This is a genomic window from Nostoc sp. DedSLP03 (genome assembly GCF_034530815.1).
Taxonomy (GTDB): Bacteria; Cyanobacteriota; Cyanobacteriia; order Cyanobacteriales; family Nostocaceae; genus Nostoc.
The window spans coordinates 13,912-26,675 of the sequence record NZ_JAVRCK010000001.1 but is presented as its reverse complement, the minus strand read 5'-3'; the positions used below and the strand labels follow the sequence as shown (position 1 = coordinate 26,675).

At 37.5% G+C, this 12,764-nt stretch carries 9 protein-coding genes; 8 read left to right on the top strand and 1 reads right to left on the bottom strand.

What is annotated here, in order from left to right; genetic code table 11:
* The first annotated feature begins 8 nt into the window (after positions 1-8).
* The 8 genes from pseI to RM368_RS00080 all read left to right on the top strand — a co-directional run bounded on the left by pseI (position 9) and on the right by RM368_RS00080 (position 10,266).
* On the top strand, positions 9-1,070 hold the full coding sequence (pseI, locus tag RM368_RS00115) for a pseudaminic acid synthase (RefSeq protein ID WP_322692156.1): 1,062 nt from the start codon (positions 9-11) through the stop codon (positions 1,068-1,070).
* Between the two features lie 93 nt (positions 1,071-1,163).
* A complete protein-coding gene (locus tag RM368_RS00110) occupies positions 1,164-1,772 on the top strand; it encodes a class I SAM-dependent methyltransferase (RefSeq protein WP_322692155.1) in 609 nt (202 codons plus the stop codon).
* Positions 1,773-2,759 (top strand): GNAT family N-acetyltransferase, encoded by a 987-nt coding sequence (locus RM368_RS00105; protein WP_322692154.1) that lies wholly within the window; start codon positions 1,773-1,775, stop codon positions 2,757-2,759.
* Positions 2,760-2,793: 34 nt separating this feature from the next.
* Entirely contained in the window at positions 2,794-3,504 is a 711-nt protein-coding gene (locus RM368_RS00100) for a glycosyltransferase family protein (protein ID WP_322692153.1), read from the top strand.
* A gap of 14 nt (positions 3,505-3,518) precedes the next feature.
* Entirely contained in the window at positions 3,519-4,490 is a 972-nt protein-coding gene (locus tag RM368_RS00095) for a Gfo/Idh/MocA family oxidoreductase (RefSeq protein WP_322692152.1), read from the top strand.
* A gap of 8 nt (positions 4,491-4,498) precedes the next feature.
* Positions 4,499-5,767 (top strand): DegT/DnrJ/EryC1/StrS family aminotransferase, encoded by a 1,269-nt coding sequence (locus RM368_RS00090; RefSeq protein WP_322692151.1) that lies wholly within the window; start codon positions 4,499-4,501, stop codon positions 5,765-5,767.
* On the top strand, positions 5,764-6,744 hold the full coding sequence (locus tag RM368_RS00085; RefSeq protein ID WP_322692150.1) for a hypothetical protein: 981 nt from the start codon (positions 5,764-5,766) through the stop codon (positions 6,742-6,744). The genes RM368_RS00090 and RM368_RS00085 overlap by 4 nt, the downstream gene beginning before the upstream one ends.
* Positions 6,745-6,813: 69 nt before the next feature.
* Positions 6,814-10,266 carry a polysialyltransferase family glycosyltransferase gene (locus RM368_RS00080; protein ID WP_322692149.1) on the top strand — a complete coding sequence of 1,151 codons (3,453 nt, stop codon included), beginning with the start codon at positions 6,814-6,816 and terminating at the stop codon, positions 10,264-10,266.
* A gap of 109 nt (positions 10,267-10,375) precedes the next feature.
* On the opposite strand, the gene RM368_RS00075 is transcribed toward RM368_RS00080, so the two are convergent.
* Entirely contained in the window at positions 10,376-12,595 is a 2,220-nt protein-coding gene (locus RM368_RS00075; protein WP_322692148.1) for a tetratricopeptide repeat protein, read from the bottom strand.
* Between the last annotated feature and the right edge of the window lie 169 nt (positions 12,596-12,764).

Genomic DNA, 12,764 nt, shown 5'->3' with positions numbered 1-12,764 from the left:
GAGAGTAAATGCGAGAAATTAACATTGCAGATAGAATAATCGGTGCTAGTCATCTCCCCTTCGTTGTTGCTGAAGTTTCCGGCAATCATAACCAATCTTTAGAAAGAGCTTTAGATATCGTTGAAGCAGCTGCTAAAGCCGGAGTACATGCAATTAAAGTTCAGACTTATACTGCTGACACGATGACCTTAGACATAAATGAGGGTGATTTTTACATCGATTCTCCTAATAGTTTATGGCACGGTAAATCCCTGTATCAGCTATATCAGCAGGCTTACACACCTTGGGAATGGCACAAACCTATTTTTGAGCGTTGTGATGATTTGGGAATAGTTGTATTTAGCACTCCTTTTGATGCTACCTCTGTAGATTTTCTCGAATCTTTAAATGTATCTTGCTATAAAATTGCCTCTTTTGAAAATACCGATTTACCTTTAATTCGCAAAGTTGCGAACACAGGTAAACCGATGATTATTTCTACTGGTATGGCAACAATTTCTGAGTTAGATGAAACTGTTCGGACAGCACGAGAAGCTGGATGCCAAGATTTAATATTACTCAAATGTACTAGTAGCTATCCTGCCACACCAGAAAATACTAACCTGTTAACTATTCCTCAAATGCGTGAGTTGTTTAATGTGCAGGTAGGGTTATCGGATCACACAATGGGTATTGGAGTTGCTGTTGCTAGTGTTGCTTTAGGAGCTACATTAATTGAGAAGCACTTTACTCTGTGTCGCGCTGATGGTGGAGTTGATTCAGCCTTTTCAATGGAACCAGCAGAGATGCAGCAATTGGTAATAGAATCGCAAAGAGCTTGGCAAGCTTTGGGCAGTATAAAATATGGAGCCACTGAGGCTGAAAAAGAATCATTGTTTTATCGGCGATCGCTCTACGTTGCTAAAGATATGAAAGCTGGAGAGATTCTCACTCCAGAAAACCTAAGAGCAGTACGCCCAGGTTTAGGATTACCGCCTAAGTTTTTCGACATTATTATCGGAAAAGCAGTTAATCAAAATATCAAGAAAGGTACACCTTTTGCCTGGGAACTAGTATTAGCAAGTGAGTAATAAAAAGCCCACTAATAGACAGAAAAATGCTAATTTTAGTTATTATCTATATATCTTTATGTTTAACATTAAAAAGTTAAGGATGAATCGTCAATGAGTGAAGTTAACACAAGTGTGCAGATATTACGAAAACACTATCAGAATCTTGTAAGGACAAAAGGTGACTCACCTGGTTCTGGACAGTGGGGTTCTATAGATGAATCTCTTGTTAGATATTTAGAACTTATGAAAATTGGAGACCTTAATGGATGTCGAATTTTAGATATAGGATGTAGTATCGGTTATTTTGCAGAATATTTGCAAGAACACAATATTATTTGCCAATATACAGGCATAGATATTGTACCTGAAGCTATTCAAATTGCACGTAAAAAATTTCCAGATATGAAATTCGAGTGCTTAGATATAACTCAAGAAAGTTTAAAAGAAACCTATGATTATGTTTTAGTCTCTGCTGTTTTCAATAATTTTACACCTAACGGGAATATTTTTCTACAAACTTTAATCAAAAAAGCATTCTCTTTATGTGAGAAAGGTCTAGCATTTAATTTTATTTCCTCTTATGTGAATTTTCGACAAGAAACGATGGCTTATTATGAACCAGAGACAGTTTTAAGTTTCTGTATTCAGCAGCTATCGAGAAAAGCCACAATAATTCATCATTACTATCATTGTGATGTTTGTATTTATGTTTATAAGTAAATGAATACTAAAGATTTTGTAATTAATTGGCAGGAAATAGCAAATATTTGGGATGATTTTGTTGAAGAATCTCCTCAAGGAACTGTTTTTGCCAAAACTGAATTTCTCAATTCATTAGGAGTTCCTTTTCAAGTTATTACAGTCTATTTTAGACACAAAATAGTTGCAGGTACTGTCATCTTATTTTCTGAAGATTCCAAGATATTACCCGCTCCTTTCCCTTTCACACCCTATCAAGGACTGTTACTAGCCGACAATTTTGCTAAAACAGATCACAAACGGAATTGCGAAGAATTTTTTATTGTCACTTGGTTCTTAGAAAAACTTATAGAGAAATTTGATAAAATTTCCCTAGCCCATTCATGGCAATTGCAGGATATACGACCATTTCAATGGTATAACTACCATACACCTGAAAAAGGGAAGTTTGAAGTTCAACTCAGATACACGGGGATATTAAAATTAAAAAAATTTGATACTTTTGACTTTTATCTCAGTTGCATCCGCGCTGTCAGGCGTCAGGAAATGCGGAAAGCTATCAAGAATAAATTATCTATTCAAGTGTCTGAAAATATTCATATTTTAGACAAACTAAACAGAGAAGTTTGGGCTAGACAAGGAATAGAAAATATAGAAAAAGAATCTTATTTACTTAAAGCAATAACAGATAAATCTTTAACCAAAGGATTTGGAACACTGAAAGTATGCTATTTGGATACAATTCCTATTTCTGCAATTTTATTCCTCTTTGATCGTAAGCGTGGCTATTATATGTTTGCTGGAAATAATTCGGAATACAGAGAAAGTGGTGGTTCAACATTTTTACTACTCAATTTAATTGAAGAGTGTTTTAAACGTAACTTGCAAGAAGTTGATTTTGTAGGAGTTAATTCTCCAAATAGAGGAGATTACAAACTCAGTTTTAATCCAGAGATTAAGCCTTATTTTGTAACAGATTTTAATACCAATTTGAATCTCTATAAATAAATATAAAAATTTAGCTGGAGAAGTAACTAAAACTGTGAATCGTGTCATTGCCACAATAGAAGCTCGGATGGGTTCTTCACGCTTTCCTGGTAAAGTTCTCAAGGAAGCAGTGGGTAAACCAATGCTGTTGTTAATGATTGAGCGTATCCGTCGCGCTCGTTATATAGACGAAGTAGTAGTTGCCACAACCACTAATGAAAAGGACGAAGCGATCGCATCCTTATGCAGTGAACACAATATTTCTTACTTTCGTGGTTCAGAAGAAAATGTATTAGAACGAGTTGTGGAAACTGGGCGACACTATCAAGCAGAAGTTAGTGTCCTTTTAACCGGAGATTGCCCGCTAATTGACCCTTATGTGATTGACCAGCACATTTGTGCCTTTTTCGCGGCTTACCCCCATGTGGATTACGTTGCTAATTGTGAAGTACGTTCATATCCTCATGGGCTGGATCTCATGGTGCTGTCTTGGAAAACACTAGCTCAAACAGTTGATTTTGCCTCCAGCAAACCCTTTCGTGAACATGTTGGTTGGTACATCCGACGACATCCAGAGTTATATCGTCGCTTGGATATCATTGCTCCTCCAGGCTTAAGTAATCCTTTCTTCCGTATTACTCTTGACTATCAAGAAGACTACGATCGCATCAAAGCCATTTTTGAAGCACTTTATCCTCAGAATCCCCAATTTACTACAGTAGACATTCTTCACTATGCCCAACAACAAGGATGGATTGACTCCTAAGAGAGATTAAACTCATGAAAGTGTGTGTCGGTATTATTGGTTTGGGAAAAATTGGGCATCGCTTTGGTATTTCCCCACAAGGCGATCCACTCAGCCATTCCGAAGGGTATGCCCAAATCCCTAACGTAACAGTTGTATTAGGAGTAGATCCAGATCCAGAGGCTTGTAGAAATTTTCAGCAACGTTTTTCCGAAGCACAGGTATACTCCAGTCTGAAAGATGTACCACATGGACTTCACCTCGACGTAGTATCAGTATGTAGTCCTACTCACCTACACGCTCAGGGAGTTATTGCTGCACTCGCTTGGCGATCGCGTGTGATCCTGTGCGAAAAACCCCTTGCAATTAATGCAGCAGAAGCAGAAATGATGCTAGCTGCTTGCTCTGCACAGGGCTGTATTTTGATAACTAACTATTCGCGTCGTTGGACACCAATGCTGCAAGCCTTGAAAAATCTAACGAACCAAGATGATGGCTTAGGAACCCCAATTGGTGCTTGCTTACGCTACAACGGTGGTTTATTGCATAATGGAACCCATTGGATCGATATGTTATTGGCTTTATTCGGATCGGTTGCTTGTACATATCGTCTGGAAAAATTATCTGTTGCTCAAGATGACGCTGGCGAGTCAATTGCACTATCCTGGAACAGCGGATTAACTGCATATTTGATTGCAGTACGTGGAACTGGGTGTTCAATCGGCGAAGGCGAACTCTGGGGAACCAGCGGTATGCTGCGGTATAGCGCCGGGGGACAGCAAGTCACTTGGCAGACAGTTCAACCCAGCCAATGGTCAGGCTTTCAAGAGTTAAGTCAAGCAAAGATCATCTGTGAAGCTGGCTTAAAAGGCCACATTTTGGGGGCTGTCACCGAAGCTGTGCAATTAGCACAAATTGGCGGACAACCAACCTGTTCTGGCGCTGATGGTGTGCTTGCTTTACAAGTTGTTGAAATGGCAAGAAACAACAAATTTCTAATTAAGTAGGTAATTTGATGGTTATTACTAGAGAAAAACCGGCTTTGCTTGGAGGTTCCAAAGTTTTTCCAGAGCCATTACCAAGGTATATCAGTACTGGTTTTCAAGAGACAGAGGTCGCGATTCAAGTATTGAAAAGCGGTATTTTATCTGACTATATTGGTGCTGCTGGACTGTACTTTATGGGTGGCAAACAAGTTCGCACCTTAGAAAAACAATGGGCTAACTACTTTAATGTTCGTCACGCTTTGAGTGTTAACTCTGCTACTAGTGGTTTACATGCCGCTGTGATTGCAGCAGGTGTGAAGTTTGGTGATGAGGTAATTGTGCCGCCACAAACCATGTCAGCAACGGCAACAGCAGTGGTTATGGCAAATGGTACTCCTGTTTTTGTCGATCAAGAGGAGGCCACCTGCTGCATCGATCCAGAAGCTGTTGAAGCTGCTATTGGACCGCGCACAAAAGCAATTATCGCAGTCAATTTATTTGGAGGTCCAGCCAAACTGTTGCGCTTACGGGAGTTAGCAGATCGACACGGTTTGATTCTAATTGAGGACAATGCCCAAGCACCAGGAGGCCAGCATCAGGGGCGTTGGTTGGCAACAATTGGGCATTTGGGGGTTTTCAGCCTCAATTGTCACAAAACGATCCAGTGTGGTGAAGGGGGAATCGTAGTCACTAATGACGATCGCTTGGCCCAGCGAGTGGCACTGGTACGCAATCACGGGGAGAATGCAATTGAAGCGGAAAACTGGTATGAAGATACTGATATTGTTGGTTACAATTACCGTTTAACTGAACTTCAGGCAGTGATCGCTCAGGTTCAACTTCAACGTTTAGAAGAATTGACACAGCCACGGCTGAAAATTGCTGAAGCTTTAGATCAAGGGTTGTCTGAGTTTAAAGCATTGCGGACGACTAAAGTTGACTCTGGCGATCGCCATGTTTACTATACATATCCCATCTGGATCGATCCACAACAAGCTGGATTGTCGCGGGACAGATTTGTGGAAGCACTTCAAGCAGAAGGATGTCCTGTGACGGGGCGTTACGTGCGTCCCTTATACAGACTACCTCTTTTCCAAAAGCTCCAACAAGAAGGCAAGACAATTGTCAGTCATCCTACTGGTGTTTGTCCTATAGCCGAAAAGACATATAGCGAGACGCTTTTATCTACAACTCTCATCCAAATACCTGGGGGTATTGACTTAATTGATGGTTTCATAGCTTCCGTGGCTAAAGTCCTGGCTCATGCCGAAGAGTTAAGCCAAGGGCAAGATGAATGAAGATTATTGCGATCGCTCACGACCCAGGCGGTGCTAATGCTGTCGCTGCAACAGTTGCAGTCTTGCGGGCAGCAGGTACACAGGTTGAAGCCTATGCCAAAGGCCCAGCCATCCATCAGTTTCAACGCCTTGAAGTTGCTTGCATACCAGTTTCTGAGGAACACCAAACTCTTCTTGTAAATTTAACAGGAGATATTCTGCTAACAGGAACATCTCAATATGATGAGTTTGAACGTGATGCTATTTTATGGGCGAGACAAGAGCATATTCCTAGTATTGCGGTCATAGATTATTGGGCAAATTATCGGCAGCGTTTTCAAGCACTCAACAATCCTAATACGGAACCAACTTTTCCAGATATCATCACAGCTATAGATGAAGTATGTGCCGCAGGAATGCTTGCTGATGGAATACCAGAAAAGCGAATACGCATTGTGGGACAGCCCTATTTTGCTTGGCTAATTGCTAGGCAAAAATCCAAAAAAAGTATTTTCAAACTTCCAGAAAATATTCTATTTGCTTCTCAACCAAATGCCAATGAAATTGAGATGCTCCGTCTCTTAATTAAGGTATTAACCGACTATAAACATTTAAAAAAATTGCTCATCCGCTTTCATCCACGCCAAGGGAAGTGTCCTGGTTCACTTGATTTGCTAGCAAGATCAAGCTTACCATTTGCGATTGACGAAAGCCCGAATATACTAGATACACTGCAACAACAGGATATTGTTTTGGGAATTACTTCCATTATTCTAATTGAAGCAGCCTTGATGGGGATACCAACAGGTAGCTTGGTTATGGGTGTGAATAACACGTTAATAACCAACAAATGGGGATTTACGCTTCCCTTAAACACCCCAGAAAAGCTGCAAGAGTTTTTGTATTTTACCGAATATAGGGAAATAGATAAGCAGTTCTTTGAACAACAATGCAATGCAGATTATCGAGTAACACAGTTATGTAAAGCGATAATTTAGTTACTTTGTATCGCCTGATAAATATGGTTTCAATAAAATTTGTTCTTTATACATTTGGTGTTAAAACATATGTCAACAGTTAGATTAGTTATAGTTCAAGGTCCCAATCAAATGTTATATTCTCTTTCTGTCCTTCGTTATCTCGAAGCAACTGAAGAATATAAAGACTGTGAAGATATATTAATATTAGGTGGATATAGAGCCGACCCAAAACTTACAGAAGTTTGCTTACAAATATCTAAAATTTGGAATTTTAAATCAAAAATAATTTTACATGGGTTTGATTATTTATGCCAAGATAATTCTCTAGATTTTGTATCAGCATCAGAATTATTAAAAAGAGTTATCAATCTTCAATCTGTTGATGTTATATTTGTACTCCGCAATTGGCAATTTATCAATGAAGTATTTTTATACGCTTACCCTAGCGCTCGTAAAATATGTTACGGAGAATTAGGCTGGTTAGATTTTAGTAGTACTTTATGGAGTAATTTTTATGGCAGTCCACCTATTAATCCATCGGGTAAGTTTATTCAAATAGATGAGGCATATCCTGTATTAGTACCCGTGGATGCAGATCATACTTTTGAACAATGTCCCATTAAGGTTGTTGGAGGTGATTTTTTTAAGTCTGTTATATACGACAGTGCTAGACAGATCCAAGGACTTAGCAATTACTGTGCGTTAATTGTAGAACAACTTGGTAATTCCATCACCTTTGTCCTAACATCATATGATACAGAGGCAGGATTTATTAAAAGTTACCAAGATGAAATAGAATGTTACTTGTCTTGCATCTTACCATATACTCAGGAAGATGAAGCTATAGTTGTCAAAGGACATCCCAGGCAAATATACAACCAGTCGGAATTACTGACAAATAAGCTGTGCGAATTTGAACGTAGAGCCTTTGTTGTTTCCGAATTTACCCAAGTTCCTATTGAGTTATTTATTCCTTTTCTTCCAATAAAAAAGGTAATTGCTCCTATGTCTTCAGCTTCTATAACATTGGGATACTTGGGAGCTTCTGAATTAGTTATAGGATTTGGTGAAAACTTAATAAGTAAATATATATTTCCTAAATGCCAGGAAACCATATTGATTGGGCAGTACCAACGAGCATTAGAAGCGAAATATACATATCAGCAAAATTGTGAACCAATCAAGTATTTAGAACTCAAAGATAACTTAAAACAATATTATCAACAGCAAATATGTATTAATCTATCTGATGATAATGCTACTCAAAGACATGTTGAGGAATTGACCGGAAAACATGATTTTGTTGATAGGGTACTTAGCTTTGAAAAATCTAAAATAGAGCAGCCAGATATATCTGTATTGCAAGAGTTACTTGATTTGAGAAACCAGATGGTCGAATTTTTGTTAACAATAGAAGTAAATTTACTTGAAAGATTATACTCTAACAAATTAGGTGAAGCTTATCAAGCACTATTAAATAGTGGCATTAAACATGAACCATTCACTATTACTGAACAAAACTTTGTAGTTGAAATATTAGATCATCTTGCTAAAGGATTTGATCAACCAAAAGCTATTCAATATCTGCTAGCAGTAATGCTGTACTACCGCCCTTACCAATTACCTTTAACTTACAACCTGACTCTTATTCCTAATTGGCTACTTAATGACTACTTTCAATTTCTCTTACAACCTCCTCTTTGTTTCCAGGATATAGGAGAAGCAAATATTTATTATGAATATCTAAGTATTATTGTAGATTACATACATAATAATATTCTTAATAATCCAGATTCTAAGTTCTGGCAGAGCGTAGCACATAAATTTACAATTGAGGCTAACTTTATTCCATTGTATTTTAATAAATTTAATTTAAAGGATATATACGAAAAACGCGCTAATATTATAGAATTCTATTTAAAAAAATCTGATTTTCAAATCGACTATAATTTCCCAGAACGCTCCCCAGAACGGCAGAAAATTCGCCTTGGAATACTTGCAAGTCATTTTAGCCCACAAACAGAAACTTTTGCTAGCTTATCACTGTACAAGAATTTAAATAGAGATTTATTTGAGATTATTATTTTTACCTTACAAACTAGTAATCATCGCTTAGAACGATATTGTGCTGGTCATGCAGATACTTTCGTTCGACTACCAAATGATCTGCCTAACCAAGTGCAAAGCATTCGGGATGCAGAACTGGATATCTTGTTCATTTCTACTAATGTGACTGCTGTTACACATGCAATTACCTTAATTGCTTTACATCGGCTAGCACGAATACAGATAGTTGACGCAAATTCGCCAGTAACAACAGGAATGCGTCATACAGATTATTACCTTTCAAGTAAACTTTCTGAAATTGAAGATAATGCTCAACAACATTATACGGAAAAGTTAATTACATTAGATAGTCCTCCTCAATGTTTCGATTTTGCAACAGAAGAGAAAATACTTGCTACAACTTCTATTAGCAGAAACAGTTTAGGTATTGCTACAACTGCTGTAGTTTATGTTTCAGGTGCTAATTACTACAAAATAATTCCAGAGCAAGAAGAAACTTGGACAAAGATAATTGCTAACGTAACTAATTCTGTACTATTACTTTATCCATTTAATCCAAACTGGTCATCTTCTTATCCTTCTATTGCTTTCCGTAAGCGTATAGTTACTACTTTTGCTAAATATGGTCTTAGCGAAGATAGGTTGATTATTCTTGAGGCAGCACCGAATCGTGCTGATGTTAAAGAACGTTTGAAAATTGCTGATATATACTTAGATTCTTATCCTTACTCCGGTATGACTTCACTCATTGATCCTTTGGAAGTGGGCTTACCAACCGTGGTAATGGAAGCAGAACCTTCTCGTTCTCGCAAAGGAGCGTCACTTTTGCGAGAACTTAAGATATTTGATTTAATCACCAACAATGAAGAGGCTTATATTGAAGTAGCTGTTGCTTTAGGAAACAGCCGAGAATTATGTAAACAAAAAAGCGCCACAATTAAAGAAAAAATGCTGAGTAACCCCATTTTTTTGGATAGTCGCTCTTTCTCAGCTAAAATAGGGAACTTATTTCAAAAGCTATTCAGTGACTATCTTGCAAATAGCCTAAGTGAAAATTTACGCTTAAGGGATATTAATTTAATTATTTTCCCAGATTGGCATCAATCAGAAGACTTAATAGGTTTTGACTTAGAACGAGTAATTAAAGCTCTTGCTAGTTATCCGGCTAGCCAAAACACCACTCTCTTAATTGCTATTACTAATATTTCTCTGGAAGACGCGGAAATTTTTCTATCCAGTGTGATCATGAATATTTTGATAAATGATGATATAGATATTACTGATAAACTAGAAATTTCGTTGGTAGAGAATTGGAATGATATTCAGTGCCAAGCTTTGCTTCCGCATTTGAAAGCTCGAATTGTTTTGGAACATGAAAATCAACAAACACTGACACAGATAAAAGTAGAAAAGCTTCTATCCTATAATTTGGATAGTTTTATTACATCAAATTGTGAAATTACATCTATTTAACTAAAGCAGCCTAAATCATTCGTGAGACATAAGAACCCCAACTTATTTCCGAAGTTAGGGTTCTTTGGTTTTCCTCATCTCACAAACTAAATTAGGATTGCTATTAAGGTCATTTTGCTTCTATGTACCTTTGCCACATCTCTTCGTAAGCTTTCTCCATCTCACGAGTGAATTGCTTACCATTCCACAAGGGTGCTATTTGTCTTGATTGGCGAAGTTTCCAAGAGATTTGGTCTCTTAAGGCTGCATCGTTACCCAAACGCACACCCCACTCTATATACTCTCGATCATTCCAGGCAATGCCTTCTGTGATACCCGCATTCATCATCATGGTGTAGCTATTACGGGCTGCAAATTGTTCACCAACTCTTGTCACTAAAGGGATACCCATCCACAATGTTTCTAAAGTTGTTGTCGCTCCGTTGTAGGGAAATGTATCTAATACAATATCAGCAATGCCTAAATTAGCACGATGAACTGACTCTAAATAAACTTGTGGTAAAAATCGTAACCGAGAACAATCTACACCTTCTTCCTCGGCAATTTGGTAAAAGAAACGTTTAATTGTTTCCTCCTCAGCAGGCCCTTTTATCAAAAAGTAGCTGTTAGGTACTTGTTTAATAATTTGCATTTGCCACTTTGTCGTTTCTGGATGGCGCTTATATCCTCTTTGGGCGCTGAGATATACAACGGCATCCATAGGAATATCCAAGTCATCGCGGCGGAGAGTTGGTACACCAACTTCAAAACCATCTACTGCTATGTAAGTTTGAGGTAATCGCCAGATTTTCTCTGTATAGTAATTTTGTGCATCATCTGGCAGTACGTAAGGATCTGCGATAAAGTAATCAATTGCAGGTATACCTGATGCATCCCATCCTAGCCAAGTAACTTGAATCGGGGCTGGCTTGAGTGCCATAACTTCACTGGTAATATCTAGAGTGATACTATCAAGGTCAATTAAAATATCAATTTCATCTTGATATATCTGGTCAGCAATCTCTAGACCATTCATACCTAATTGACGAGGTTTTCCTGCCTGACCTAGATACCATTCTTGGAGATAGTCATTTACTAATGTGTAGTTAACAAAGTAAGTATGAATATCAAATTTATCTCGGTCATGATGCTGAAATAACCAGCGAGCTAGCCAACCAACAGAATGATTCCTTAAAGCGTAAGATACATAACCAATTTTTAATTTTTTCGTAGCTCTGTATATTTGTTTCTTATTGGTATTGTTATGGCAATAAATTTTTCCTTCTGATTGGGCAAGAGCTTTAATATAAAAGTTAAAAACTTCAGCTACCTGATTATGAATAGCCCGGAAATTCGCAGGAGTATCTTTAATATGAGGTATCGCAAAAGATGGCGTAAGCAACCGTAATATTCTTCCTTCTTCTAAAGGAATTCGTTCAGCTTTAATAAACTGTTGAAATATATTTTCTAATTCTTGAGAAGTTGTACATATCTCTTGCCAATACCCCCCTGCTGACATTAGACCTCTTAACAGCAAATGAAGTGCAAAAATTTTATCAGCCAAACCTTCTGATAAGGAATAACACAATCTAGCTATCTCTATCCCTTGAGAATAATTACGAGCATCTTGATAAAAAGTTGCTAAATGCCGCAAAATTTCTACATTATCTGGTTCCAATCGTAAATGCAAGCTAAGAATAGAGGCTGCTAGCATAGGCTGCCGCAAAGTATGACCAATTTTGATAGCAGCAGGAAGCAGTATAGAAAAGCATTGATGAGTATCAAGAAAATAAGGAAGACTAGCTTCTATCAAATTCAGATTGATTGGATTTAAGGGTATAATATTTAAAAACTCTTTTAAAACTTGTATCAATAGTTCGATATCGATTTCTATATCTTCTTTTGCTTTTAAGCTCTCAATTAATCCCCACTTATTCAAATTATCAATTTCTTCAATTTTTTCTAACTTGAGAGAAAGCATAAGGATTTGAAGCAAATTATTTATATAACTAGGATTAATTTCCCGCATATGCTGGCGAATTAACCAAGCTAGAGAATATTCTGCCAGTGTTTCACGCCTTTCAGCTTCTATTTGTAAAATTTGAAATAGTTGATTTGTCCAAATAGGTAACTGTTCTTCATCTGCCTCTGTCATTGGCAGCATCCAAGTCATTTGAGCTTCCGCTTCTTGCCCTTGTAGTAACATTAGTAGTCCTAAATCCCAATAATAGGAGATAGTATTTGGTTCTATCGCTATTGCTTGCTCGTATAATTTGGCTGCTTGCAAATAGTTCTCTTGAATGAAGTATTCTTTAGCCTCAACTTGCCAATTATATATATCAGTAATCATTTTGATTCTTATAGAAAAAGGTATGGCCAATCTACTTGTGAATAAATCACAAAATTGAAATAGAGTGGATAGAAGAATCTACCCACTTCAGAAAATGCGTAATTTAGCTGAATAAAAGTCGTGATGACAATTAAAGTTCTATATCAAGTGTTGTCGGTGAGTAATTTTG